Here is a 26242-nt window from a genome sequence, read left to right on the forward strand (position 1 = left end):
GCAGTTGTTTACAGGTTTAATAGAAGAAGTTGGAGAAATTAATACAATTAGAGAATCGGCTTCTTCAATAAAATTAGGAATTAAGGCTGCAAAGATAATGAAAAATATAAGCATTGGAGATAGTGTTGCTGTAAATGGCGTATGTCTTACTGTTACATCTATAGAAAAAGGTGAATTTGATGTTATGCCAGAAACAAAGCGGATTACAAGCTTAAAAAATTTAAAAATAGGAAGCAGGGTTAATCTTGAGAGAGCATTAGCACTGGGAGATAGATTTGGTGGTCACATAGTAAGTGGACATGTAGATGGAGTGGGAATTGTTGACAAAGTTAGAAAGGATGATATAGCAATTGAGTTTGTAATAAAAGTGGATACTGAACTTGCAAGTAAGTTAATTTACAAAGGGTCAGTAGCTGTGGACGGTGTAAGTTTGACTTGTGGAGAAGTTGGAACAAGTTGTTTTAAATTTTATTTAATACCACATACTCAGGAAAAAACTACTTTGACATGGATAAGAGAAGGCAATCTTGTAAATATTGAGTGTGACATTGTAGGTAAGTATATTCAAAATTTTATAAATATACAGAATGTTCGTAAAAAAACGTGGTATTACAGAAGAATTTTTAACAGAAAATGGATTTGCTTAGGAGGGGTAGTAGTGGAAGATAAGTTTAATACGATTGAGGAAGCTATAGAAGATATAAAATTAGGAAAAATGATTATAGTTGTTGATGATGAAGATAGGGAAAATGAAGGCGATCTTGTAATGGCAGGAGAAAAGGTCACTGGAAAAACACTTAATTTTATTGCAAAATATGCAAGAGGACTTATATGCACTCCAATGGATGGAGAAACAATGGATAGACTTGATATAGATCAAATGGTTGATAAAAATACTGAATATTTTGGAACAGCTTTTGGTGTTTCTGTTGATGCAGTTGGAACCACAACAGGAATTTCTGCCTTTGAAAGGGCGTATACCATTAATAAACTTGCAGATAAAAATTCAAAGGCAGAGGATTTTTTAAAGCCTGGACATACATTTCCGCTTCGTTCAAGAAAAAATGGCGTACTAGATAGAACAGGTCACACGGAAGCTACAGTAGATATAGTTAAACTTGCTGGTTTTAAAACAGGAGTTGGAGTATGCTGTGAAATTATGAATGAAGATGGTCATATGGCAAGGCTTCCACAGTTAATTGAATTTTCAAAAGAACATAATATTAAAATTATATCTGTTGAGAAGCTTATTGAGTATAGGAAGAGAACAGAAAGCTTTGTAAAAAGAGAAGCAGAGGCCAAGCTTCCAACTAAATATGGTGAATTTAAGGTTATTGGATACAGGAATATTGTTAATGGAAAAGAAAACTTAGCGATAATAAAAGGAAATATTGATGGTGATGATGACGTTCTTGTTAGAATACACTCAAAATGCTTGACAGGAGATGTATTAGGTTCCTTAAAATGTGATTGTGGGGATCAGTTAGCTATGGCACTTAAAATTATAGAAAAGGTTGGCACAGGTGTAGTTTTATACATGGATCAAGAAGGAAGAGATATAGGACTACTAAACAAGCTTAAAGCCTATGCACTTCAAGAAAAAGGAATGGATACGGTAGAAGCAAACTTAGCACTTGGTTTTGCACCTGATTTGAGAGACTATGGAAGTGCAGCTGAAATGCTCAAGGATCTTGGCATAAAAAGAGTGAGATTAATTACAAATAATCCCGAAAAAATAGAGGGATTAAAAAAAATATGGAATTGACGTATCAGAAAGGGTTCCAGTTAATACACAGCATTTCAAGGAAAATAAATTTTATCTTAAAACTAAAAAGGAAAAAATGGGACACATGTTAGAGATTTAAAAGTAAATATTAAAGGAGATTAAGGATTATGAAAATATATGAAGGAAAACTTGTAAGTGAAGATTTAAAATTTGGTATAGTAGCAGGTAGGTTTAATGAATTTATAGTATCAAAACTTATATCAGGTGCTTTGGATGGATTAAAAAGACATGGATGTAAAGATGAGAATATTGAAATGGCTTGGGTTCCTGGAGCATTTGAAATTCCACTAGTAGCTCAAAAGATGGCCGCTTCTAAAAAATATGATGCTGTAATATGTTTAGGAGCAGTTATAAGAGGAGCAACTCCACATTTTGATTATGTAGCATCTGAAGTATCAAAGGGAGTAGCACAAACTTCACTTAAAACTGAATGTCCTATTGTATTTGGAGTGCTTACAACAGATAGTATTGAGCAGGCAATTGAGAGAGCAGGTACAAAATCGGGTAATAAAGGCTTTGACGCTGCCGTAACAGCAATTGAAATGGCGAATTTAATAAAAGCTATGATTTAAAAAAACATTAATTGTATCCATACACTTTTTTGATAATGAGCGCTATATGTATAATTATAATATAGCGCTTATAATTTTATATTAAGGTACCTTAATATAATAAATTTTATATTAAGATTGAGAGGTATTTTTATGGAAAGACTTGAAATAAACAAAAATTTAGCTCAGATGTTAAAGGGCGGAGTAATAATGGATGTAGTTAATAAGGAACAAGCTATAATTGCAGAAAAAGCTGGTGCTTGCGCTGTTATGGCATTAGAAAGAGTTCCATCTGACATCAGAAAAAATGGTGGAGTTGCTAGAATGTCAGATCCAAAAATGATAAGAGAAATAAATGAAGCAGTAACTATACCTGTTATGGCAAAGGTTAGAATTGGACATTTTGTAGAAGCGCAAATACTACAAGAATTAGGAATAGATTTTATAGATGAGAGCGAAGTACTTACTCCTGCTGATGATGCATACCACATTAATAAACATGATTTTAAAGTTCCATTTGTATGTGGAGCTAGAAATTTAGGGGAAGCACTTAGAAGAATTGGTGAAGGTGCAGCTATGATAAGGACAAAAGGTGAAGCTGGAACTGGAAATGTAGTTGAAGCAGTAAAGCATATGAGAACGGTTATGGATGAAATAAGAAAAATAAAAAATGCATCAGAGCAAGAACTTATGACATTTGCAAAGGAACTTCAGGCGCCTTATGATTTGGTACAATATGTTTGGAAAAATGGTAAGCTTCCAGTTGTAAATTTTGCTGCAGGTGGAATAGCAACACCAGCCGATGCTGCTTTAATGATGCAATTAGGATCGGAAGGAGTTTTTGTTGGTTCTGGAATATTTAAATCACAAAATCCAGAGAAAAGGGCAAAGGCTATTGTTTTAGCTACTACTTATTACAATGATCCTAAAGTGCTTGAAGAGGTTTCAGAAGATTTAGGTGAACCAATGTCCGGACTTGAAATAAGTGATATAAAAGATAGATATGCAGAAAGAGGCTGGTAAAAATGAAAATCGGTGTACTAGCATTTCAAGGAGGAATAGAGGAGCATATTCATCATATAGAAGCTTTAAATTGTGAAGCGATTAAGGTAAAAAAAGTTATCCAATTATCTCAAATAGATGGCCTTATAATTCCAGGTGGAGAAAGCACTACTATGGGAAAGTTCCTTCATTTTTCTAATATTCTTGAACCATTGAAACATAAAATATCAGAAGGAATGCCAGTATGGGGAACATGTGCAGGAATGATACTTCTTGCAAAAAATATAGAAAACTCAGAAATAAATTCTCTAAATGCTATTGATATAACAGTTAGGAGAAATGCTTATGGAAGCCAAATTGATAGTTTTAGAGAAGATACTTTAATTCCAGAAGTTTCAGACCAGAAGATTCCATTAGTTTTTATAAGAGCGCCTTTTATTACACATTTAGGAGAAGGAGTCAAAAGCTTGTGTAAAGTAAAAAATAATGTAGTGGCTGCAAGATGCAAAAATGTTCTTGTAACTTCATTTCATCCTGAGCTCACTGATAATCTTGATTTTCACAAATACTTTTTATCTATGTTTTAAGAAAATAATATTAAGTAACAGTATCTTGGAATATTAATTTTATTTAAATTATTCCAAGATACTCAAAATTAATTGTGAAGTGATTTATCTATATATATTATAGTGTAAATTTTTCAATTATTTTATTTAGCTTATTTGCATTGTCTTTATTTTCTTCAGCACATTTTGAAATATCTTTAAGTTTTTGTATTATAGATAAATTCTTTTCTGAAATATTTGATACCCCATAAGCACCATCACTAGCAGTTTTAGCTACATTACTTATTGCTGAAGAAATTCCAGTGATTGATGCATTTAACTCCTCAGAAATTGCACTGAAATCTAACATGAAATTATTAATGGTATCTGCATCTTTATCATATTGTTTTGCCGTTTGTATAAAGCCTTCATAGTTTTTAAGGACATCCTTATCAATAAAAGTAAGGAGTTTTTGAGAATGCTTACTAAGGTTATTTACAGAATTAATGACTAAGGTTACAATGTTTTCTATTTCTTTAGTAGTGCTTGATGATTGCTCTGCAAGTTTTCTTACTTCATCTGCTACTACAGCAAAGCCTTTACCAGCTTCTCCAGCACGAGCAGCTTCTATAGCTGCATTGAGCGAAAGTAAATTGGTTTGTTCAGTGATTTCAAGTATTGATTTTGTTAATTCATTAATTTTATATACTGAAGTAGAATCGTTTATTGCTTTTTCGAGATTTTTTCTTACGCTTTCATAAAGCTTTTTTTGTATCAGTATTAGAGTTAATAGATGTATTCATTAAATTATTTGCACGTTTTGATATATCTCCTGCCTCAAGTGAGCCATCATTTGCTTTAAGGGCCATTGAATTAATAGCACTTTTTATTTCACTGGAGGAAGCGGATACTTCTTCGGAAGAGGCGGCGGTTTCTTCCATACCAGCTGAAAGTGTTTCGGTTTCTGCGCCAGTTTCTTCAGCAAACCCTTTTAATTCAACTGTAAGTTTATCTACTAATTCTGCATTTGAATTTAAGGTAATTGATGTATTTTTCAATAGAACAACCACATCTTTTAGTATTTTTCTCATAGTCCATATTGAATTAGCTATGTCTCCAACTTCATTATTGTATTTCATTAAGTAATCATACTTAGAATCATCATCAAGTTCAAGATTAGAAGTTTTGTTTACTAAATCTTTTAATTTTGATATAGGGTCAGTAATATTTTTAGATAAAGCAATTCCTATGGCTGCCGCAATTATTGTTACAACTAAGGATATTAATAGTATTGTGAAGATTAAGCTGTATATAGATTTTGTAACTTCATTTTTATTAACAGAAATGACTATTGTCCAGTGAGTATTTGGAATTTCACCATAATATGAAAGCTTTTTTTGGCTATTAAAATTATATTCTATTGAAGTAGCTTTTATTGCATTACCTTTTTTTATAGAATTAACCACGTTTTTTATAGCAGTATTTTCAACAGGTTTACCTATTTTCGATTGCGTAGGGTGGTAAATTACATTTCCTTTTTCATCAACTAAATAAGTATAACTTGAATTAAGGTCTGGCATTTTTATATTTTTTAGATATTTTGAAAAAACTTTTAGAGTACAAACCTGAAGCTATAAATCCAAGTATTTTTCCATTATATTTAATTGGACTTGCAAACACTACTATTTGTGTATTACTATCTTTTGAAATTAAGGTTTCACTTATGGCATCATTTCCGGCAAGAGCTTCTTTACAATATGATCTGCCAGAAATATTCTTGCCAAGAGTGTTTGCTGAACTATCAGAATAAATTATTGAGTTTGAATCTACTATAAAAGTATGTTCAATATATTTAGCGTCAGCTACATATTTCTTTAAGCTTTTGTTGCTTTGCGACACTAAATTTTTAAACTCTTCTGATTTACCATCGCTTTGCCTTTTTAAAGCAAGTTCAATAACAGCTTTGCTTTGAGCGAGTTTTTGTATTTCAGTTTTTTCTTTTTCTATCATAACTTCAATTGTATTGTTAGCACCTCTTTCTGTTAAAGCCATTTGAGAATTAATTTGATGTAGCATTATATTGTTGGTCTTATAATAAGTAAATATTGAAGTCGTTATCATTGACGATGTTATGAGAATTATTATGACTGTAGGGATTTTTTTCGTAAGTTTCATGCTAAACACCTCCATTTGTTCTATAATATATATATCGTAGATATGTTTGATGGAATTAAATAATTACGATATAATAATTTAAGAATTAATATTAGACATAAATAATGGAAGAAGGTGGTTTTTTGCTGATAAAAATAGATTTTGAGTCAGAAACACCAATATATGAACAATTAAAGCGTCAAATAGTTAAAGGAATTGCTAAAGGCGAACTTAAAAAAGGAGAAAGCCTTCCTTCTGTAAGACAAATGGGGGAGGATATAGGAATAAATCTTCATACTGTAAATAAAACATATAATATATTAAAACAAGAAGGATATCTTAATATAGATAGAAGAATAGGTGCAGTTGTAAGTGAAAATATGCCTATAAACAGTGAGGAATTTAGCGAAGAATTAAAAGAAGAATTGGAATATGTCATAGCCAATTGCGGCTGCAGAGGAATAAAAAAAGGTGAATTTTTAGATTTATGTAAGAAAATCTATGATGAATATAATTATTGAATTGTTTTATACTTATATTAAGTAGGAGTGGTTTTTATGAATGATAAATTATACTTGAGTTTAATATCCATGTTCACCATGTCAATACTTATTTTGGTGCAAATAATTTCTTTAAACTCCTCCAAAAGCGATATATTTTTGGGAGTGCGAATACCTCAAAATGAAAGAGACAGCGATGAATTAAAAAAATTGGGAAAGAGATATATAGTTTCAAATTTATTTATAGGCATTCCAGTAGCCATTATATTTTCTGTCCTTGTATATAATTCTATTCATGTATGGTTATTTGTAGCATTATTGTTTACTTTTATTTTTATAAATTTTTTAGTTTATTATAGATACAACAGAATTGTTTTAAAACTTAAAAGTGAAAAAGGTTGGCTTAAAACAAAAAAGCAATTTGTTGTTATAGATACTAACTTTACTAAAGAAAACTACAGTGAAATTATCCCATCAACTTGGTGGTTTTCAATATCCTTTCTTATAATAGCTGCGTGTATAATTATAAATATTATTCAATATCCTAAGCTTCCATATAAATTTCCTACGCATTGGGGATTTAATGGTGAACCTGATGGATATTCGATAAAATCTTATAGCAGTATATTTTCAATGCCAGTGGTACAGTTATTTATGCTTGTTGTTATGTTTTTTTTATATAAAACAATAGGATGGAGTAAGAGGGAGATAAATCCTAAAAATCCAGAAGAGTCAAAAATAAGAAGCATTAAATTTAAAAGAATATGGGGAATATATCTCATAATAATTAATTATGTAATGCAAATTCTTCTTGTAATTGGAGATTTGCAAACTATGCAGATTATTAACCCTAATATGAAATTTACCTTGTTTTTTATACTTATTGTTTTCTTTGGTGTTACCGCTGGGTCTGTAGTGCTTTCAATTAAAGTTTGGACAGGGAGGGAGCAAATTAAAAATTAATAAAGAGAGTAAAATTTATGATGTTGATATTAGAGATGATGATAAATTTTGGAAGCTTGGAAATACCATATACTATAACAAAGATGACCCGTCCGTATTTGTTGAAAAAAGATTTGGCATAGGATGGACGGTAAATGCAGCAACTACTTTAGGTACTATATTTTATATATTTATAATCGTAATTTTAATCTGTTCCCTTATTCCGTTATTTTTTATTAGGTAATAAGAATATGCTAAAAAATAATCGATAAAAATAATATGGTAGAAAATATTAAAATTTTCTACCATATTTGTTTAGAACTTAAAATCATCTTATTATGACTTATATATATAGTTACACACTTAAATAAACCTTTTCATTTTTTATCTAAGCATCTCATTACACATATAAATCTTCATTCGACTTAGTAACATACCTTAAAAACTATATTAATATTTCAATTAATATAATCTTTAACTTAAAATTGCATATAAGCTATTTATAAGCCTGCGGAACATTAATAAATCTTCGCTTGACCATTACATATCTTTTAAAACCTTATAAAGTTTAATTCAATATAAAGCTCTATGAAAACATATAATAATCGTCCATTGACATAAATAAAACCTCGCATCAAATTACAATTTTAAGAAAAATTATTAACAGATACTAATGTGATCTTATTTATATCGCAAGTCGAATAAATTCGAACCTACAAATTGAGATCCTAATTACTCTTCGCTCAACGATTTTAAATCCTTAACAGTAATTAGAATGCCCTTATTATTTTTTTATATTCATAAATTTAAAATAATAAATTTTAATCTTATTAAAAATAAAATTAAAAAATGACAGCATATTACTTAAATATATATAATCCGTTAGAGAATCGAAGGAAAATCCTCATTAAACTTTTTCATGCTCATTAAAAAAGTTACACTTTTTAATGAGCAAAGCAAAGTTAAAACCCTTCACTTTTACCGAAAGTAAAAAAGTTAGTCTTTTAACTAGCAGAGCGAGTTAAAAACCTTTCACTATAGTTGCTTTGCAACATTTATATTTGGTACAATAACTCCTTTAATCTAGTTCTTTAAAGAATTCTTCAACTGATTTTCCTATGCTATCTGCTATTTTTTGTTGGTAGTTTACGTCTTTTAATTTTTGTCTCTCTGCATCATTCGATAAAAAGCCGCATTCCACAATAACAGATGGTATGTCCTTACCATATCTTAATATTTTATATGAGTTTTTAGCCGGTTTCTCTTTTCTCCTATTGCTTTTATCAAGGTCATCAATTGCATTTCTTTGAATTATCCCAGCTAATTTTTCACTTTTCTCATTATCTCCATACCAAACTTGTGCTCCATAGTATTGTGTTTGAGGGAACATATTCAAATGAATACTTATGAATGCATCACAATTTGAATTTAATTTTATTTTACATCTGTTTTCTAAATCTTCAAGCTTTTTTTTTCTTATTTTCCCACCTTCGGTATAGAGTCCTTTATCCTCCTGTCTTGTCATGATAACCTTAAATTTTTTGCTTTCAAGATACTTCTTTAATTTAAGGCTTATATTTAAGTTTATATCTTTTTCACATGTACCATCCTTCGCCTGAGCTCCACCATCTATTCCACCATGACCTGGATCTATTAATATTATTTTGGGTACTTCATTAGAACCTTTAGCATAAATAATTTTATATGGGAAGACAAAAGATAAAAGTAAAATTAAAACTATCACTCTTCTTATTTTACAACTTATAAAACGCAAAATATAACCCCCTAAACAATTTTTTTAATCATTTAATTTATTTTGCGTCTTTAATGTAAATTTTATTTAAGTAAAATTATCCAAATGGCAACAATTCGTTAACATTTATAATTTATAATAAGTATAATAAAAAGGGTTATCGGCTGTAATTAACCACTATAACCCTTTAATGAACCATTATGTATAATATATAAGTAACAAAACCTTTATCTATATAAATATCTATCTAACAAATAGTGTAATTAATCCTGCAATTCCTGCACAAACTGGCATGGTCACTACCCAGGCTATTACTATATTCTTAGCAAGCATCCATCTTACAGATGACATTCTATTTGACGCCGCAACTCCCATAATTGAAGTTGAAATTATTTGAGTTGTACTTACTGGTGCATGGAACATAGTAGCTGAAAAAATTACCGCTGCTGCTCCAGTTTCAGCTGCAAAACCATTTACGGGAGCTAATCTAGCCATATTCATTCCCATAGTCTTTATAATTTTATAGCCTCCAAATGAAGTTCCTAATGCCATAGCAAGTGCACAAGCAGCCTTAACCCAGTCAGGTACTGAAAATGAATTTAAAGAACCTATACTTAAAAGTGCCATTGTAATAACACCCATAGATTTTTGAGCATCATTACCACCATGATTAAGTGCCATAAGCATCGCTGAAACAATTTGTGCTTTTGAAAAAAACTTAGAGACAAACATTGGCTTGGACCTTCTCAATATCCATTGAAGCAATATCATAACTATGTATCCTGCTAAAAATCCTATTATTGGAGATAAGAATAACCACAATACTATTTTCTCCATAAAAGTAACCCAATTAACCACAACAAAAGAAGCCTTGTACACTACAGCTGAACCTATAAGACCGCCAATTAGGGCATGAGACGAACTACTTGGGATTCCAATATACCAAGTAACAAGATCCCATATAATAGCTGCAATTAATGCAATTAAAACAACCTTCGGTGATATCTTAAAAGGATCTATTATACCATCACCAACCGTTTTAGCTACTTTATCGCTAATAAAAGCTCCTAAAAAATTCATACATGCGGACATTATAACCGCTGATCTCATGCTTAAAACTCTTGTAGAAACTGATGTTGCTATAGCATTAGCGCTATCATGAAAGCCGTTAATGAAATCAAACGTAAGAGCTAACATTACAATTACTATTGTTATTAATACAGCAGAATTAAGCATTTTTCATAGCAACTCCTTCTACAACATTAGCTACAGATTCACAAGCATCTAATACATTTTCCATATATTGATATATCTCTCTCCATTTAATTAGGTTGAGGACGTCATCCTTCTTTTCTGTGAATAAAACTCTTATTGCCTTTCTAAAACAGAGGTCACCTTCTTCCTCTATCTTGTTTATTTCAATAATTATATTCTGAAGTTCTTTGCTTTTATTCATAAATTTAAACTCTTTCATTAGTTCTATAATCTTACTGCATGATCTTACCACAAGTTCTGCCATTGCTCTTGCATCATCTGTGGATTCATGAACATCAAACATTATAAATCTACTTGAAGCAACTTCCATAAAATCCACTATGTCATCCATAAGGTTGGCTACTACATAAATATCTTCTCTATCAAAGGGGGTTACAAAGGTTTTGTTGAGTTCATTTAAAATATTGTGCTGCTGATAGTCACTTTTATGTTCCATATCTTTTATAACTTTGAGCTTACTTTCACCATCTTCTGGTTCATTAACATAATCCTTAAATAATAACGCAGTTTCATAAATTATCTTTGCATTTTCAATAAACAAATTGAAAACTTGTCGTCTTTGGGTGATAAACTAAACATAAAATTCCTCCTATATTTTATTTATTTTATATAAATATTATTATGTTAAAAACAAAAACAATAAATACTATTAATAAAGATATTTAAGTATATAATTAAATTTAGTTTTATAAGATACTACTTTTAAAGGATTGTTCACTTGATGGGACTAAAGTAAAATTAACTCTAAACTATAACATTATATCATATAATTTTGTACAATAGAATATATTGTCTTTCTGCAAATTATCTATATTGCATTTTTATTTAGATATACAATACATTTTATTAAATTTAGACTTATTTTATTAATATTTTTTCATGACAATAAGAAATTTATTATAAAAATGCATTTAAGCTTTTTCAAAACTCTTAAAAAATCCCAGCAAGTAATCTTGCTGGGATGTAATAAGCATAGAAATAATTATCTCTTTGAGAATTGTGGTGCTCTTCTTGCTTTCTTGAGACCGTATTTCTTTCTTTCTTTCATTCTTGGATCTCTTGTTAAGAATCCAGCTTTTTTAAGTTCTGGTCTTAAGGAATCATCAGCTTTTAATAAAGCTCTTGCTATACCATGTCTTATAGCTCCTGCTTGACCTGTGAATCCACCACCATTAACACTTACTATTACATCAAATTTTTCTTTAGTACCTGTAAGTACTAGTGGTTGATTGATTATAACTCTTAATGTTTCAAGTCCAAAATATTCTTGTGAATCTCTCTTATTTATTGTAACTTTACCTTCACCAGGTACAAGTCTTACTCTTGCTATTGCTTCTTTTCTTCTTCCAGTTCCTATATACTGTACTTTTGCCATTTTACTTCCTCCTTCCGGTTACTTCTAATATCTTAATTCTAATACTTCTGGCTTCTGAGCCTCGTTATTATGTTCTGATCCTTTATATACCTTTAATTTTTTAAGCATTTTTCTTCCTAAAACACCTGATGGAAGCATTCTTCTAACTGCTTCATAGAATACAAAATCAGATTTTACAGCCATAGCTTTTCTATAAGGCATTTCCTTTAAACCACCTGGATAAAGTGAGTGGTGTCTAAGCATTTTTTGATCTAATTTTTTACCTGTTAAAACTATCTTATCTGAATTTATAACAATTACGAAATCTCCTGTATCCACATTTGGAGTATATGTTGGTTTATTTTTTCCTCTTAATATTGTAGCTATTTGACTAGCTGCTCTTCCTAATGCCATTCCTGAAACGTCAACAACATACCATTTTCTTTCAACTTGTTCTGGTTTTGCTAAATACGATTTCATGTTTTTTCCCTCCTCGAACTTCTTTCGCGCATTCTATGTCTAAGATCCGGGGCTAGTGGATCTTTTTATCAATTTTACAAACATAACTATTATAATACAATTATCCTGGTGTGTCAACAATTAAATAAGATTTCAGCTGGTATTAACTCTCTGAACCTTGAATGCATTTTTAAGTAAATCACCTTAATAAAACACCTTTTCGAGACAAAGGCCTTTTGCAGGAACTACTTTGCCAGCTTTATTTCTATCCTTTGATTCTATAATTTCTTTAACATATAGGGAACTTATTTTCTTTTCCCCAACTAAAAGTAGTGTTCCAACTACAATTCTTACCATATTATACAAAAATCCATCACCAGACACATATATTTTTATATAATCTCCATTTTTTTCAACTCGCACTTCTTTTATGGTTCTTACATTATCTTTAACGGAACTTCCAGTACTTTTAAAAGCTGAAAAATCATGTTTACCTAAAAAATATACTGCTGCTTTTTTCATAGCCTCAACATCAACACTTCTACCGTATTGATATACATAATTTCTTTCGATTGCAGCTCTTTCGTTTCTATTTAATATGGTATAACTATACATCTTCCCTTTGCTGCAGTATCTAGAATGAAACGTGCTGTCTACCTCTTCAGAAGCTAATATTACAATATCTTCTGGAAGTTCATGATTTATTACTATTCCTATTTTTTCTGGTGGTATAGTAGAATTTGTAAAGAAATTGCATACATACATTTTGGCATGCACTCCTGCATCTGTTCTACTAGAACCTATAAGCTTCACATTTTCTCCTGTAACCCTACCTATAGCTTCCTCTATAGTCTGCTGTATACTTTTACCATTACGCTGTCTTTGCCATCCGCAGTAATTTGTTCCATCATATTCTACTGTAAGTTTTATATTTTTCAAATTAACCACCTGAATTACTTCCAAAAGTTACTCCATATTGATATTCCAACCAAGATACATACTGAAAAAACTGCAATATAATCTCTAGATGTAATCGTAAGCTTTTTCATTCTTGTTCTTCCTTCTCCACCTCTATAACATCTTGCTTCCATTGCCATTGCAAGCTCATCAGCTCTTCTAAATGAGCTAATAAACAACGGTACAAGTATTGGCACTAAACTTTTAGCTCTATTAAATATATTTCCTGAGTCAATATCTGCTCCTCTAGCCATTTGTGCCTTCATTATTTTATCAGTTTCATCGATGAGTGTTGGAATAAATCTTAGCGCTATAGTCATCATCATAGCAAGTTCATGGGCTGGTACCCCTATTTTTTTCATAGGATTTAAAAGTTTTTCTATGCCATCAGTAAGCTCAATTGGCGATGTTGTTAAAGTAATAATTGATGTTCCTATAATAAGAAATATAAGTCTTATGGACATAAATGCTGCTAAAATGAGCCCCTCTTTATATACATGTATAAAACTCCAACGAAAAAGTGCCTCACCTTTCCCTGGTGTCATTAAAATATTTATAGCTCCTGTAAATATAATTAGTATAAATATTGGCTTTAATCCTTTATATATATAGCTTATATGAACTTGAGAAATTGAAATTATAAATATAGTGAAAGCAACAATAAAAATATATCCTTTAAAATTATTTACCAAGAACAAATCAACTACATACACTAGTGATAACAATATTTTAATTCTTGGATCTAATTTATGGACAAAAGAATTACCTGGTACATACTGTCCTATCGTTATATCCTTAATCATTCTTTGCACTTCCTAACACTTTAAGTATTTCAGCTTTAGCTTGTTCTACAGTGAATATTTTTTCAGATATATTAAATCCTCTTTCTCGAAGCTTCCTTACCAAATATGTTACTTGAGGCACAGCTAAACCTACACTTTCCAAAGTATCTACTTCTGTAAATATTTCCTCTGGTGAACCATTAAGTATACATTTAGCATTATACATTACAAAAATTTTGTCTGCTACTTTTGCCACATCTTCCATACTGTGTGAAACTAAAATTATAGTCATTCCATATTCTTCTTGGAGTTTCTTTATTTGATAAAGAATTTCATCTCTTCCACTTGGATCGAGTCCTGCAGTAGGTTCATCAAGTATTAATATTTTGGGTTCCATAGCAACTACACCTGCAATTGCTACTCTTCTTTTTTGCCCCCCACTTAAATCAAAAGGAGACTTATTCTTAAAGGTTTCATAATCTAATCCTACTATATTCATAGCTCTTTTTACTCTATTATGTATTTCTTCTTCACTAAGCCCTAAATTCGTAGGTCCATATGCTATATCCTTTTCTATGGTTTCTTCAAAAAGCTGGTATTCTGGATACTGAAAAACAAGTCCTATTTTCTTCCTTATATCGCTCATTTTAACTGATTTGTCTGTTATATCTACATCATCTACTAAAATCTTACCTGATGTAGCTTTAATAGGCCATTTATATGTTGTATAAGAGTGGACTTTCCTGAACCTGTATGACCAATGAGTACATTAAACTCCCCATCCTTTATAACAATATTTACATTGTCTAAAGCTTTCTTCTCAAATGGAGTTCCTGGCATGTATATATGTGTTAAATTTTCTATTTTAATCGACATAATTCATTCACCATCTCATCTATAGTAAGTATATCCCTTTTTATAGAAATACCCTCTTTATTTAATTCATACGATAATTCAGTCATTTGTGGAACATCTAATCCTATATTTTTCATAACTTCAACATTACTAAAAACTTCTCTAGGTGTTCCAATTTTAATTATTTTACCATCATCTATTACAACAATCCTATCAGCATCAACAGCTTCTTCCATAAAATGAGTTATAAGGACAATAGTCATATGACTATTTTTGTTCAAATCTTTTATTGTTTTCATTACTTCTTTTCTTCCTGATGGATCAAGCATTGCTGTTGACTCATCAAATACTATACACTCAGGCTGCATTGCAAGTATTCCAGCAATAGCAACTCTTTGTTTTTGTCCTCCAGATAAAAGATGCGGTGCATGCCTTCTATATTCATACATTCCAACTTTTTTTAAAGAAGCATCAACTCTTTTTCTTATTTCGCTCGGCTCAACTCCAAGATTTTCAGGTCCAAAAGCTACGTCTTCCTCAACAATAGTAGCAACCAATTGGTTGTCTGGGTTTTGAAATACCATACCAGCACTATGTCTTACATCCCATGTATTTTCTGGATTTGACGTATCAAGTCCATCAACTACAACTTTACCATGTGTAGGAACAAGCAAAGCATTAAAGTGCTTAGCAAGTGTTGACTTACCAGAGCCATTTTTCCCCAATATAACAAGAAATTCACCTTTATTAATATCAATACTTACTCCATTAACTGCAATATTGCCTTTTTCTTTATTTTCATTATGGTATTCATAAACTACATCTTCACATTCTATCATCTTTTCACACATACGAACACCCCAATTACAGCAATTTCACTGTACTTATTAAAATAGGGACTAAGTTATTAGCTACTTAATCCCCTATAATATTTATTATACTAATTCTAATACTACTTGTTCTGCTCCGTCTCCTCTACGTGGTCCCATTTTGTATATTCTAGTGTAACCACCTTTTCTTTCAGCGTACTTTGGAGCTACTTCATCAAATAATTTTTTAACTACATCTTCCTCTGTAACGAAAGCAAGAACCTGTCTTCTAGCATGTAAATCTCCTCTTTTTGCAAGAGTGATCATTTTTTCTGCTAAATTCTTAGTTTCCTTAGCTCTTGTTTCAGTTGTCTGTATCTTACCATGCTTTAAGAAACTTGTAACTAAATTTCTAAGCATTGCTCTTCTCTGATCAGTAGGACGACCTAATTTACGTTGTATTGCCATGCCTTTACCTCCCAACTTATGGATATTTCTAACTTTATATTTTTATAAAGTTTAAAATTATTAATGTACATTAATGAAAGTTATCATTTAAAATTAATCTTCGAGTAACTTTAATGACAAACCAAGACCTTTTAGTTTTTGTTCAACTTCTTCAAGAGACTTCTTGCCTAGATTTCTAACCTTCATCATATCTTCCATAGATCTTTGAGTCAATTCCTGAACAGTATTTATTCCTGCTCTTTTTAAGCAATTATAGCTTCTAACTGAAAGATCCAGTTCTTCTATAGTCATTTCAAGAACCTTTTCCTTTTTATCTTCCTCTTTTTCTACCATTATTTCCATATCATCTGCATGGTCAGTAAGAGTCATAAATAGTTTAAAGTGTTCTATCAATATTTTTGCAGCTAAACTAATAGCTTCTTCTGGTCTTATTGTTCCATTTCCCCATATTTCTATGGTTAATTTATCGTAGTCAGTTATCTGACCAACTCTTGTATTTCCAACAGTAAAGTTAACTCTTTTTACAGGAGAATATATTGAATCAACTGCAATAGTTCCTATTGGCATATCATCTCTTTTATTTCTATTTTGAGTGACATATCCTCTACCTTTATTTACTTCGATTTCCATATACAGCTTTCCATCATCATCAAGAGTTGCAATATGTAAATCTTTGTTGATTACTTCAACATCTCCATCTGTTTTTATGTCATTTCCAGTAACTTCACCAGGTCCCTTTGCATCTAAATATATTGTTTTAGGGCCATCACCATTCATTGTTAAGCATAAAGCCTTGATGTTAAGAATTATTTCTGTAACATCTTCTTTTACACCTTTAATAGTTGAAAATTCATGAAGTACTCCCTCAATTTTTACTGAGTTAGCAGCAACTCCTGGTAATGATGAAAGAAGTATTCTTCTCAATGAATTACCAAGTGTAATTCCATATCCTCTTTCAAGAGGTTCAACGACAAATCTGCCATATGAACCATCTTCTGTAGACTCAACACATTCTATTTTTGGTTTTTCTATTTCTAACATTTATATAACCCTCCTTAAAAATAAAATGGCAACCTATTTGAGGGCAACTGATTCTACCTAAAATTATTTGCTGTATAACTCAACAATTAATGTTTCATTAACTGGAACATCAATTTCTTCTCTGCTCGGCTCAGCTACTATCTTAGCTTCAAAATTATCATAGTTAGCACTAATCCATGCTGGTAAAGTTTTTGGATTTTCTGCAAAAGTTTTGAATTTTTCAGTTCCTCTACTCTTTTCACTTATAGATACAACATCATTAACTTTTAAAGTGTATGAAGGTATATCAACTTTCTTGCCATTTACAAGAAAATGTCCGTGAGTAACTAATTGTCTTGCTTCACTTCTTGAACTTCCGTAGCCAAGTTTGTAAGCTACATTGTCAAGTCTTAATTCCAAAAGCTTCAATAAGTTTTCACCAGTTATGCCTTTAATTTTTTCTGCTCTTTTATAGTAAATTCTAAATTGATTTTCAAGAACTCCATATATTCTTTTTGCTTTTTGTTTTTCTCTTAATTGTAAACCATAGTTTGAAATTTTCTTTCTTTCCTTACCATGTTGTCCTGGAACATATCCTCTTCTTGAAAATGCACACTTATCTGTATAACATCTATCTCCTTTAAGAAATAGTTTCAAACCTTCTCTTCTGCATAATCTGCAGACAGCTTCAGTATATCTTGCCATTAAAAATTACACCTCCTGTACTATTAAATTAAACTCTTCTTCTTTTAGGTGGTCTGCAGCCATTGTGTGGAATTGGAGTTACATCTTTAATTAAAGTAACTTCTAATCCTGCAGCCTGTAATGATCTTATAGCAGCTTCTCTTCCTGCTCCTGGTCCTTTTACGAAAACCTCAACACTCTTAAGTCCGTGTTCCATAGCAGCTTTTGCTGCTGTTTCTGCTGCCATTTGAGCAGCAAAAGGTGTGCTTTTTCTTGAACCCTTAAAGCCCAATCCACCTGAACTTGACCATGACAATGCATTTCCTACTGCATCAGTTATAGTAACAATTGAGTTATTAAAAGTTGATTTTATATGTGCACAACCATGTTCTACATTTTTTCTTTCTTTTCTTCTTCTTGTCTTTTTAGCTTTCTGTACAGCCATCTTCAGCCCTCCTTATTACTTTTTCTTTTTAGCTCCTACAGCTCTCTTTGGTCCTTTTCTAGTTCTAGCATTAGTTTTAGTCTTTTGACCTCTTACTGGAAGTCCTTTTCTATGTCTTATTCCTCTATAGCAGCCTATTTCTATTAATCTCTTAATATTTAAAGCAACTTCTCTTCTTAAGTCACCTTCAACTTTAATATTCTTATTTACATAATCTCTTATTGTATTTACTTCAGCTTCAGTTAAATCTTTAACTCTAGTATCAGCATTGACACCAGTAGCTTTAAGAATTCTTCTTGAACTTGGTAGTCCTATGCCAAATATATAAGTCAAACCAATTTCTACTCTTTTTTCTTTAGGTAAATCAATACCTGCTATTCTTGCCATTAAAATTTACACCTCCTAGGTTTTTACAAATAATGTTTTAAAATATATATTAACAGTTCTAGGCAGCATAGCATAAAGCCAGCTGGCAGCCGTTCCCAAAACTTATATTAGCTCAGTCTAGTCTAACCTTGTTTTTGTTTGTGTTTAGGATTTTCACAGATAACCATTACTTTTCCTTTTCTTCTGATAACCTTACACTTTTCACACATCGGCTTAACTGATGGTCTTACTTTCATTGATAACCCTCCTTTTTATTTAGCTCTCCATGTGATTCTTCCTCTAGTTAAATCATATGGCGAAAGTTCAACTGTAACTTTGTCACCAGGCAATATTCTTATAAAATTCATTCTTAATTTTCCTGAAATATGTGCTAATATTTTTTGACCGCTTTCAAGTTCTACTTGAAACATAGCATTTGGTAAAGATTCTAAGACCTTACCTTGCATTTCTATTACATCGTCTTTTGACATAAGGTAATCAAACCTCCTTATTAGTGCATACTGACTGCAGAAACTTTTTAACAGTTACATTGCTTATACTTTTTCCAGAAATTAAATTGTCTCTTATTTCTTCTGAAACAATTTTTGTAACGGAAAGATGTTTAATTTTTTTCTTTTTAGGTTTTTCAACCTTCCTTAGACAACCGTCAGAAATATATACATATTGTTCATCTATAACACCAGTTATGATAAAGCAACCTTCTTTATCTCTTCCTGCTTTTGAGTAAACAACTTTGCCAATATAATCATTGCCCATTCATTCACCTCATTAACACAAAGTTAGTATTTCCGACCCACCATCTAATATGGCAATTGTATTTTCGTAATGAGCAGCTAAGCTACCATCTTCAGTAACTACTGTCCATCCATTATCCTGTGTAACTACTTGGTATTTACCAACGTTAACCATAGGCTCTACTGCTATAACCATTCCGTTTACTAATTTAGGTCCTCTACCTGATCTACCGTAATTAGGCACTTCAGGATCTTCGTGCATTTCTTTTCCTATTCCATGGCCCACATAATCTCTTACCAAAGAATATCCGAAACTTTCAGCATAAGTTTGAACTGCATTAGATATATCTGTAAGTCTATTTCCAACTACTGCTTTTTCAGCACCCTTAAAGAAACTTTCCTTTGTAACACTAATAAGCTTTTGTGCCTCTTCAGAAACTTTACCAACTGGAAATGTTCTAGCAGCATCTCCTTGCCATCCATTTAATATTGCTCCACAATCTACACTTATAATGTCTCCCTCTTGTAAATGACGCTTTTTAGATGGTATACCATGAATTACTTCATCATTTATTGAAGTACATATTGATGCTGGAAATCCCCCATAACCTTTGAAAGAAGGAATTCCTCCATGCTTTCTTATATAATCTTCAGCTAATTTATCAAGTTCTTCAGTGGTTACACCCGGTTTTACTTTTTCTTCAAGCATTAAAAGAGTTTCTCCAGTAAGCTTTCCTGCTTTTCTCATATATTCAATTTCAGTATTATTTTTAATTATTATCATTTAACATTCTTCTCTCTCAAGGCATTTTTAATGTCCTCGAATACTTTATTGATATCTTGAGCACCATCTACAGGCTTAAGCGCTTTTTGAGATTTATAGTATTCTACAAGCGGCTGTGTTTGTTTATCATAAACATCTAATCTTTCTTTTACAGTTTCCTCACTGTCATCTTTTCTTTGAACAACATCTGAGCCGCATAAATCACATTTACCTTCAACCTTAGGAGGGTTAAATTTGATGTGATAACTAGCTCCACATTTGGAGCACACTCTTCTACCTGTCATTCTTTCAAATATGCTTTCCTTAGGTACATCTATCAAAATTGAAGCATCTATTTTGCCGCCATTTTTGTTTAAAAACTTATCTAATGCCTCTGCTTGCTTAACTGTTCTAGGAAAACCATCCAGTAAGAATCCATTTTTACAATCATCTTTTGTAAGTCTATCTTTAACTATATCTATAGTAACTTCATCTGGAACTAAAAGTCCCTTATCCATATACTGTTTTGCTCTTATTCCAAGTTCAGTATTCTGACTTATATTTGCCCTGAAAATATCACCTGTTGATATATGTGGGACTTTGAAATTGCTGCTAATTAATTTAGCTTGAGTTCCCTTTCCTGCTCCCGGAGGCCTAGCAATATTAAATTCATTTAATCATCCCCAATAATCAATATACTTATTTATTTTAAGAAACCATGATAATGTCTCATTATCAATTGAGATTGTAATGATCTTAATGTATCAGATGCAACACCTACAACAATTAATAATCCTGTGCTTGCAAAATATACATCTTTAAATCCTTTATTACTCATTTGTACTACTATAGGAGCTATTGCAATAACTGCTGCAAATAATCCTCCTAAAATTGATGTTTTATCTAGTACTTTTTCTATATATCTTGTCGTTGGTTCTCCAGGTCTTATTCCCGGGATAAATCCAGCAGACTTATGCATGTTCTCTGACATTTCCTCTGGTTTAAAGGTTACCTGAGTATAGAACCAAGTAAAGAAAATTATAAATATAAAGTACGCTATTACATAAAGTATGCTATTTGATTTAAAAATACTATATGGACTGCCAGTTACAAACTTACTAAATCCAGACGTAGGCCAAAATTGAGCTATTGTTTCTGGGAATCCCATAACGGACATAGCAAATATTATTGCTATTATGCATGATGCATTCATATTTATAGGTATATGTGAAGACTGACTTTTAATAACTTTACCACCAGCTGCTTTTCCAGCATATTGTACAGGTATTCTTCTTTCAGCTAATGTTGCTATTACTACAAGCACAAATATAACAGCTGCTGCAACAGCAAATACTGCTAAAGAAACTATATCTACAATTCCAGTTGTTTGCAGCTTATATAAATTATACGCTGAACTTGGGAATCTTGATATAATACTTGTAAAAATTATAAAAGATGCTCCATTTCCTATACCATTTTCCGTAATTCTATCTCCTATCCACATTAAGAACGTAGAAGAAGTAGTAAGTGTTAGCATTATAAGAAACATGCTAAGTTTATTGTCATTATCTAAAGCCCCAGAGCTTTTTATTATAGCATAAAATGCAAATGATTGTAATACAGACAATGCAACTGCCGAGTATCTGGTATACTTTTGTATCTTTTTTCTTCCCTCTTCGCCTTCTTTAGATAACTGCTCAAGGCTAGGAATTGCTATAGTTAATAACTGAATTATAATTGATGAATTAATATAAGGAAGAACTCCCATTGCAAATATACTAAATTTACTGAAAGCTCCTCCAGATATCATATCATAAAAACCTAAAAGTGAACCAGAGTTGCTAGTTAAATTTAAGACTTTTGATGCATTAACTCCAGGTACGGGAATAAAATTCCCCAACCTGTAAATTAAAATCATCGCAACTGTAAATAGTATTCTTTTTCTTAAATCCTTAACTTTCCATGCATTACGTAAGGTTGATAACAACTATACCACCTCTGCTCTTCCTCCAGCTGCTTCAATTTTTTCAGCCGCTGTTTTGGAAAATTTATTAACTTTTACAGTTAACTTCCTTGTGAGTTCTCCGTTTCCTAATATTTTTACTCCGTCATTAGCTTTGCTAATTACGCCTCTTTCGAGAAGTAAGTCAATTGTAACTTCTGTTCCATCTTCAAATATATTTAATCTATCAAGATTTATAGCTGTAATGTCTTTTGCAAATATATTTGTGAATCCTCTCTTTGGAAGCCTTCTATATAGTGGCATCTGACCTCCTTCAAATCCTGGTCTTACTCCGCCACCACTTCTTGCTTTTTGACCTTTTTCACCTTTTCCGGCATTTCTTCCTAAACCTGATCCAGTACCTCTACCAATTCTTTTAGGTGATTTTCTAGCTCCGTCAGCAGGTTTCAATTCATGAAGTTTCATAAAATACACCTCCTTTTTTTATGCTTCTTTTACATCTAGAAGATAATCTATTTTTTTAACCATACCTCTAATTTGAGGAGTATCTTCATGTTCCACTGTATGACCTATTTTTCTAAGACCAAGAGCATTTGCTGTAGCTATATGATCTTTTTTTCTTCCATTTAAACTCTTTTTAAGTGTTACTGAAATTTTAGCCATGCCTTACTCCTCCTATCCTAAAATTTCTTCAACAGTTTTACCTCTTAAAGCGGCAATTTCTTCAACCGTTCTTAATCTTGATAAACCGTTAAGTGTAGCGTTAACCATATTTCTTGCATTGTTTGATCCTAAGGATTTTGCTCTTACGTCTTTAAGTCCAGCAAGTTCAAGTACGGCTCTTACAGGACCACCAGCTATAACTCCTGTTCCCTCAGAAGCAGGCATTATAAGAACTCTTCCTGTTCCGAACTCTCCATATATTTCATGAGGAACTGTTGTTCCAACCATGGATACATGAACTAAGTTCTTCTTAGCATCTTCTATTCCTTTTCTAATTGCTTCAGGTATTTCAACTGATTTTCCTGTTCCAACGCCTACGTGTCCGTTTTCGTCTCCTACAACCACTAAAGCGCTGAATCTAAAATTTCTACCACCTTTAACAACCTTAGCAACTCTGTTTATAAATACAACTTTTTCTTTAAGATCAAGTGTACTAGGATCTATTCTCATTTATTTCCCTCCTTCTATTAGAATTTTAATCCAACTTCTCTTGCGCCTTCTGCAAGTTCTTTGATTCTTCCGTGATATATGTATCCACCTTTATCAAAAACAACTTGTTCTATGCCCTTTGCTAAAGCTTTCTTTGCAAGTTCTTCTCCAACAACTTTTGCTGCTTCTTTGTTGCTTCCAATTTTCAAAGAAAAGTCTTTATCCAAAGTTGAAGCTGATACTAATGTATTAGAATTTACATCATCTATAATCTGTGCATAAATATTTTTTTCACTTCTATACACTGCAAGTCTTGGTCTTTCAGGAGTACCAGATATTTTTTTACGTACTCTTAAATGACGCTTTTGTCTAGCCTCAGATTTATTTTGCTTGCTGAACATTATCCTTTCACTCCCTTCTTATTATTTACCAGTTTTACCTTCTTTACGCCTTATAACTTCATCTTTATATTTAATTCCTTTTCCTTTATAAGGTTCAGGTTCTCTCCATGTTCTGATGTTTGCTGCTACAGCTCCAACTAACTCTTTATCTACACCTTTTACAAGTATAGTATTTGCATCTGGAGTTTCAAAGTTAACGCCTTCAACAGCATCTATTTCAACTGGATGTGAATATCCTAAGCTCAGTGTTAATTTCTTTCCTTTAAGTTGTGCTCTATAACCAACACCAACTAACTCTAAGGTTTTAGTAAATCCTTCTGTAACTCCGATTACCATATTATTTATTAAAGCCCTTGTAAGTCCGTGAAGTGCTCTATGATTTTTATCATCACTTGGTCTTGTAACTACAACTTGAGTATCTTCAACAGCAATTTTAATATCTTTATGCATAGCCTTAGTAAGCTGACCTTTTGAACCTTTAACAGTAACAACATTGTCTGGCGTTACCGTAACAGTTACACCATTAGGTATCACTACAGGCTGCTTTCCTATTCTCGACATATTTACACCTCCTGTTCTGTCCTTACTACCATACGTAGCAAAGTACTTCTCCGCCTAAACCTAATTTTCTAGCTTCTCTATCAGTAACGATTCCTTTAGAAGTAGATATAATTGCAATTCCAAGTCCATTTAAAACTTTTGGAGTTTCTTCTTTTCTAGAATAAACTCTAAGACCTGGTTTTGATATTCTTTTAAGTCCAGTTATTGTTCTTTCCTTGCCTTTTCCGTATTTCATAGATAATCTAAGCATAGGTACAACACCGTCTGTATATTCCTCTATATCCTTTAAATAACCTTCTCTAAGCAATATATTAACTATAGCCTTTTTTATTTTTGATGAAGGTAATTCAACAACTTCATGTTTAACTATATTTGCGTTTCTTATACGTGTTATCAAATCAGCTATTGGATCTGTAGTAACTCCGCTCATAATTATGCCTCCTTTCAATCAATAAATATTACCAACTTGCTTTTTTACAACCAGGTATTTCACCTTTGTATGCAAGTTCTCTAAAGCAAATACGACATATTCCATATTTCTTTAATACTGAATGTGGTCTTCCACATATTTTGCATCTTGTATAAGCTCTTGTTGAAAACTTAGGTTCTTTTTTCCATTTTTCTATTAAAGCTTTACGCGCCATCTTATTCCCCTCCTTATTATTGAGCGAATGGCATTCCAAGGAATCTTAATAATTCTCTTGCTTCTTCATCAGTCTTTGAATTTGTAACAAAGATTATATCCATACCTCTAATTTTATCTATCTTATCATATTCTACTTCAGGGAATATCAATTGTTCCTTTATTCCTAAAGCATAGTTTCCTCTACCATCAAATGCATTACTTGAAACTCCTCTAAAGTCTCTAACTCTTGGAAGAGCTACATTTATTAATTTATCAGCAAACTCATACATTTTGCTTTTTCTTAAAGTAACCTTACAACCCAAAGGCATGTTTTGTCTTATTTTAAAATTAGCTATTGATTTTTTAGCTCTTGTTAAAACAGGTTTTTGACCTGATATTAATTGCATATCTGCAACAGCTGATTCTAAAACCTTCTGATTTTCTTTAGCTTCACCAACACCCATGTTAATAACGATCTTCTCGAGCCTTGGTACTTCCATTATATTTTTATATCCGAATTTTTCCATCAAAGCTGGAACAATTTCTTTTTCATATTTTTCTTTAAGTCTTGGAATCATTAAATTGACCTCCTTTCAGAATTTAAAATGTTTCTCCACATTTCTTGCATACTCTGACTTTGGTTCCATCGTCAAGTATCTTTTTACTAATTCTAGTAGCAGTTTTACATTTTGTGCAGTATAACATAACTTTAGAAGTATTTATTGGAGCTTCTTTATTTATTAAACCGCCCTGCATATTTTGTTTATTAGGTTTTTGATGTTTTACAACTATGTTAACATCTTTAACCAATACAGTACCTTTTTTAGGGAATACAGCCAAAACTTCTCCTATTTTGCCCTTATCCTTACCTGATATAACAACAACAGAATCTTGCTTTCTGATATGCACTTTATTTGCCATTAAAGACACCTCCTCACTATAGAACTTCAGGTGCTAATGATAATATTTTATTAAAATCTTTATCTCTTAACTCCCTTGCAACAGGCCCAAAAATACGAGTTCCTTTTGGTTGCTTATCGTCTTTTATTATAACAGCAGCATTTTCATCAAATTTTATGTATGAACCGTCTGCTCTTCTTAATCCTTTAACAGATCTAACAATTACAGCCTTAACGACTTCTCCCTTTTTGACAACTCCACCTGGTGTTGCACTTTTAACGCTGGCAACTATTATATCACCGATGTTTCCCCATTTTCTCTTGGAACCACCTAATACTCTTATACACATAATTTCCTTTGCTCCAGAATTATCTGCAGCCTTTAATCTAGTCTGCTCTTGTATCATATAGACACC

The 26242-nt window shown here is 31.7% G+C and carries 37 protein-coding genes and 3 pseudogenes; 7 read left to right on the plus strand and 33 right to left on the minus strand.

Annotated features, from left to right (window positions below; translation table 11 throughout):
- Positions 1-4 precede the first annotated feature (4 nt).
- The 5 genes and pseudogenes from AGR56_RS19625 to pdxT form a co-directional block, all read left to right on the plus strand.
- Positions 5-577: pseudogene (locus AGR56_RS19625) on the plus strand (riboflavin synthase); the annotation flags it as partial.
- Positions 578-658: 81 nt separating this feature from the next.
- Positions 659-1865 (plus strand): annotated as a pseudogene (locus AGR56_RS12815) (bifunctional 3,4-dihydroxy-2-butanone-4-phosphate synthase/GTP cyclohydrolase II).
- Positions 1866-1893: 28 nt separating this feature from the next.
- A complete protein-coding gene (gene ribE / locus AGR56_RS12820) occupies positions 1894-2358 on the plus strand; it encodes a 6,7-dimethyl-8-ribityllumazine synthase (RefSeq protein ID WP_053242560.1) in 465 nt (154 codons plus the stop codon).
- A 126-nt stretch (positions 2359-2484) separates the two neighbouring features.
- The gene (gene pdxS / locus AGR56_RS12825; RefSeq protein WP_198150092.1) at positions 2485-3360 is read left to right on the plus strand and encodes a pyridoxal 5'-phosphate synthase lyase subunit PdxS; all 876 of its coding nucleotides are present in this window, start codon (positions 2485-2487) and stop codon (positions 3358-3360) included.
- 2 nt (positions 3361-3362) lie between these two features.
- A complete protein-coding gene (pdxT, locus tag AGR56_RS12830) occupies positions 3363-3926 on the plus strand; it encodes a pyridoxal 5'-phosphate synthase glutaminase subunit PdxT (protein ID WP_053242562.1) in 564 nt (187 codons plus the stop codon).
- 97 nt (positions 3927-4023) lie between these two features.
- Here the strand turns inward: pdxT and AGR56_RS19630 are convergent, their stop codons facing one another.
- From AGR56_RS19630 to AGR56_RS12850, 3 genes are read right to left on the minus strand one after another with little or no spacing between them, the layout of a single operon-like run.
- Positions 4024-4683, minus strand: a complete 660-nt coding sequence (locus tag AGR56_RS19630) for a methyl-accepting chemotaxis protein (protein WP_084757020.1) — start codon at positions 4681-4683, stop codon at positions 4024-4026.
- A complete protein-coding gene (locus tag AGR56_RS12845; RefSeq protein ID WP_053242565.1) occupies positions 4640-5464 on the minus strand; it encodes a methyl-accepting chemotaxis protein in 825 nt (274 codons plus the stop codon). The genes AGR56_RS19630 and AGR56_RS12845 overlap by 44 nt, the downstream gene beginning before the upstream one ends.
- On the minus strand, positions 5451-6059 hold the full coding sequence (locus AGR56_RS12850; protein ID WP_053242566.1) for a hypothetical protein: 609 nt from the start codon (positions 6057-6059) through the stop codon (positions 5451-5453). Before AGR56_RS12850 ends, AGR56_RS12845 begins: the two co-directional genes overlap by 14 nt.
- A gap of 122 nt (positions 6060-6181) precedes the next feature.
- Here AGR56_RS12850 and AGR56_RS12855 point away from each other — a divergent pair, with 122 nt between their 5' ends.
- Together AGR56_RS12855 and AGR56_RS12860 are read left to right on the plus strand one after the other, a co-directional pair.
- Positions 6182-6559 (plus strand): GntR family transcriptional regulator, encoded by a 378-nt coding sequence (locus AGR56_RS12855; RefSeq protein ID WP_053242567.1) that lies wholly within the window; start codon positions 6182-6184, stop codon positions 6557-6559.
- A gap of 36 nt (positions 6560-6595) precedes the next feature.
- Positions 6596-7501 (plus strand): DUF1648 domain-containing protein, encoded by a 906-nt coding sequence (locus AGR56_RS12860; protein ID WP_053242568.1) that lies wholly within the window; start codon positions 6596-6598, stop codon positions 7499-7501.
- A gap of 1057 nt (positions 7502-8558) precedes the next feature.
- Here the strand turns inward: AGR56_RS12860 and cwlD are convergent.
- The 30 genes and pseudogenes from cwlD to rplN form a co-directional block, all read right to left on the minus strand.
- Positions 8559-9254, minus strand: coding sequence for an N-acetylmuramoyl-L-alanine amidase CwlD (gene cwlD / locus AGR56_RS12865; RefSeq protein ID WP_053242569.1), 696 nt, complete (start codon positions 9252-9254; stop codon positions 8559-8561).
- A 222-nt stretch (positions 9255-9476) separates the two neighbouring features.
- On the minus strand, positions 9477-10469 hold the full coding sequence (locus AGR56_RS12870) for an inorganic phosphate transporter (RefSeq protein WP_053242570.1): 993 nt from the start codon (positions 10467-10469) through the stop codon (positions 9477-9479).
- Positions 10462-11049, minus strand: coding sequence for a DUF47 family protein (locus AGR56_RS12875; protein WP_347460479.1), 588 nt, complete (start codon positions 11047-11049; stop codon positions 10462-10464). Before AGR56_RS12875 ends, AGR56_RS12870 begins: the two co-directional genes overlap by 8 nt.
- A 441-nt stretch (positions 11050-11490) precedes the next feature.
- On the minus strand, positions 11491-11883 hold the full coding sequence (rpsI, locus tag AGR56_RS12880) for a 30S ribosomal protein S9 (RefSeq protein ID WP_053242571.1): 393 nt from the start codon (positions 11881-11883) through the stop codon (positions 11491-11493).
- A 24-nt stretch (positions 11884-11907) separates the two neighbouring features.
- Positions 11908-12342, minus strand: coding sequence for a 50S ribosomal protein L13 (rplM, locus tag AGR56_RS12885; protein WP_053242572.1), 435 nt, complete (start codon positions 12340-12342; stop codon positions 11908-11910).
- 183 nt (positions 12343-12525) lie between these two features.
- Positions 12526-13260, minus strand: a complete 735-nt coding sequence (gene truA, locus AGR56_RS12890; protein WP_053243334.1) for a tRNA pseudouridine(38-40) synthase TruA — start codon at positions 13258-13260, stop codon at positions 12526-12528.
- A 14-nt stretch (positions 13261-13274) separates the two neighbouring features.
- Positions 13275-14081, minus strand: coding sequence for an energy-coupling factor transporter transmembrane component T (locus AGR56_RS12895; protein WP_053242573.1), 807 nt, complete (start codon positions 14079-14081; stop codon positions 13275-13277).
- Positions 14074-14936 (minus strand): annotated as a pseudogene (locus AGR56_RS12900) (energy-coupling factor transporter ATPase). Before AGR56_RS12900 ends, AGR56_RS12895 begins: the two are co-directional and overlap by 8 nt.
- The gene (locus AGR56_RS12905) at positions 14921-15766 is read right to left on the minus strand and encodes an energy-coupling factor transporter ATPase (RefSeq protein ID WP_053242574.1); all 846 of its coding nucleotides are present in this window, start codon (positions 15764-15766) and stop codon (positions 14921-14923) included. The pseudogene AGR56_RS12900 and the gene AGR56_RS12905 overlap by 16 nt, the downstream one beginning before the upstream one ends.
- A gap of 84 nt (positions 15767-15850) precedes the next feature.
- Entirely contained in the window at positions 15851-16192 is a 342-nt protein-coding gene (gene rplQ, locus AGR56_RS12910; protein WP_053242575.1) for a 50S ribosomal protein L17, read from the minus strand.
- A 93-nt stretch (positions 16193-16285) separates the two neighbouring features.
- Positions 16286-17233 carry a DNA-directed RNA polymerase subunit alpha gene (locus AGR56_RS12915; RefSeq protein WP_053242576.1) on the minus strand — a complete coding sequence of 316 codons (948 nt, stop codon included), beginning with the start codon at positions 17231-17233 and terminating at the stop codon, positions 16286-16288.
- Positions 17234-17296: 63 nt separating this feature from the next.
- On the minus strand, positions 17297-17917 hold the full coding sequence (gene rpsD, locus AGR56_RS12920) for a 30S ribosomal protein S4 (protein WP_053242577.1): 621 nt from the start codon (positions 17915-17917) through the stop codon (positions 17297-17299).
- Positions 17918-17945: 28 nt separating this feature from the next.
- Positions 17946-18341 (minus strand): 30S ribosomal protein S11, encoded by a 396-nt coding sequence (gene rpsK, locus AGR56_RS12925; RefSeq protein WP_053242578.1) that lies wholly within the window; start codon positions 18339-18341, stop codon positions 17946-17948.
- 15 nt (positions 18342-18356) lie between these two features.
- Positions 18357-18728 carry a 30S ribosomal protein S13 gene (rpsM, locus tag AGR56_RS12930; protein WP_053242579.1) on the minus strand — a complete coding sequence of 124 codons (372 nt, stop codon included), beginning with the start codon at positions 18726-18728 and terminating at the stop codon, positions 18357-18359.
- Between the two features lie 122 nt (positions 18729-18850).
- Positions 18851-18964 (minus strand): 50S ribosomal protein L36, encoded by a 114-nt coding sequence (gene rpmJ, locus AGR56_RS12935; protein WP_003720928.1) that lies wholly within the window; start codon positions 18962-18964, stop codon positions 18851-18853.
- Between the two features lie 15 nt (positions 18965-18979).
- The gene (infA, locus tag AGR56_RS12940; RefSeq protein WP_053242580.1) at positions 18980-19198 is read right to left on the minus strand and encodes a translation initiation factor IF-1; all 219 of its coding nucleotides are present in this window, start codon (positions 19196-19198) and stop codon (positions 18980-18982) included.
- A 7-nt stretch (positions 19199-19205) separates the two neighbouring features.
- Positions 19206-19484, minus strand: coding sequence for a KOW domain-containing RNA-binding protein (locus AGR56_RS12945; RefSeq protein WP_053242581.1), 279 nt, complete (start codon positions 19482-19484; stop codon positions 19206-19208).
- 12 nt (positions 19485-19496) lie between these two features.
- Entirely contained in the window at positions 19497-20246 is a 750-nt protein-coding gene (gene map, locus AGR56_RS12950; protein ID WP_053242582.1) for a type I methionyl aminopeptidase, read from the minus strand.
- The gene (locus AGR56_RS12955) at positions 20243-20887 is read right to left on the minus strand and encodes an adenylate kinase (RefSeq protein WP_053242583.1); all 645 of its coding nucleotides are present in this window, start codon (positions 20885-20887) and stop codon (positions 20243-20245) included. The genes map and AGR56_RS12955 overlap by 4 nt, the downstream gene beginning before the upstream one ends.
- A 41-nt stretch (positions 20888-20928) precedes the next feature.
- Positions 20929-22212 carry a preprotein translocase subunit SecY gene (secY, locus tag AGR56_RS12960; RefSeq protein WP_053242584.1) on the minus strand — a complete coding sequence of 428 codons (1284 nt, stop codon included), beginning with the start codon at positions 22210-22212 and terminating at the stop codon, positions 20929-20931.
- On the minus strand, positions 22213-22653 hold the full coding sequence (gene rplO, locus AGR56_RS12965) for a 50S ribosomal protein L15 (protein WP_053242585.1): 441 nt from the start codon (positions 22651-22653) through the stop codon (positions 22213-22215).
- Between the two features lie 18 nt (positions 22654-22671).
- Positions 22672-22851, minus strand: a complete 180-nt coding sequence (gene rpmD / locus AGR56_RS12970) for a 50S ribosomal protein L30 (RefSeq protein WP_053242586.1) — start codon at positions 22849-22851, stop codon at positions 22672-22674.
- Positions 22852-22863: 12 nt separating this feature from the next.
- Complete coding sequence (gene rpsE / locus AGR56_RS12975; RefSeq protein WP_053242587.1) at positions 22864-23361, minus strand: 30S ribosomal protein S5; 498 nt, start codon at positions 23359-23361, stop codon at positions 22864-22866.
- Positions 23362-23378: 17 nt separating this feature from the next.
- Positions 23379-23741, minus strand: a complete 363-nt coding sequence (rplR, locus tag AGR56_RS12980) for a 50S ribosomal protein L18 (protein WP_053242588.1) — start codon at positions 23739-23741, stop codon at positions 23379-23381.
- Between the two features lie 21 nt (positions 23742-23762).
- On the minus strand, positions 23763-24302 hold the full coding sequence (gene rplF / locus AGR56_RS12985) for a 50S ribosomal protein L6 (protein WP_053242589.1): 540 nt from the start codon (positions 24300-24302) through the stop codon (positions 23763-23765).
- 25 nt (positions 24303-24327) lie between these two features.
- Entirely contained in the window at positions 24328-24732 is a 405-nt protein-coding gene (gene rpsH, locus AGR56_RS12990) for a 30S ribosomal protein S8 (protein ID WP_053242590.1), read from the minus strand.
- A 28-nt stretch (positions 24733-24760) separates the two neighbouring features.
- Complete coding sequence (locus AGR56_RS12995; protein WP_053242591.1) at positions 24761-24946, minus strand: type Z 30S ribosomal protein S14; 186 nt, start codon at positions 24944-24946, stop codon at positions 24761-24763.
- A gap of 16 nt (positions 24947-24962) precedes the next feature.
- Entirely contained in the window at positions 24963-25505 is a 543-nt protein-coding gene (rplE, locus tag AGR56_RS13000; protein WP_053242592.1) for a 50S ribosomal protein L5, read from the minus strand.
- Positions 25506-25527: 22 nt separating this feature from the next.
- A complete protein-coding gene (gene rplX / locus AGR56_RS13005) occupies positions 25528-25848 on the minus strand; it encodes a 50S ribosomal protein L24 (protein ID WP_053242593.1) in 321 nt (106 codons plus the stop codon).
- A 16-nt stretch (positions 25849-25864) separates the two neighbouring features.
- Positions 25865-26233 (minus strand): 50S ribosomal protein L14, encoded by a 369-nt coding sequence (gene rplN / locus AGR56_RS13010; RefSeq protein ID WP_053242594.1) that lies wholly within the window; start codon positions 26231-26233, stop codon positions 25865-25867.
- Positions 26234-26242 lie beyond the last annotated feature (9 nt).

Origin of the sequence: Clostridium sp. DMHC 10 (genome assembly GCF_001270375.1) — a bacterium.
GTDB lineage: Bacteria > Bacillota > Clostridia > Clostridiales > Clostridiaceae > Clostridium_S > Clostridium_S guangxiense.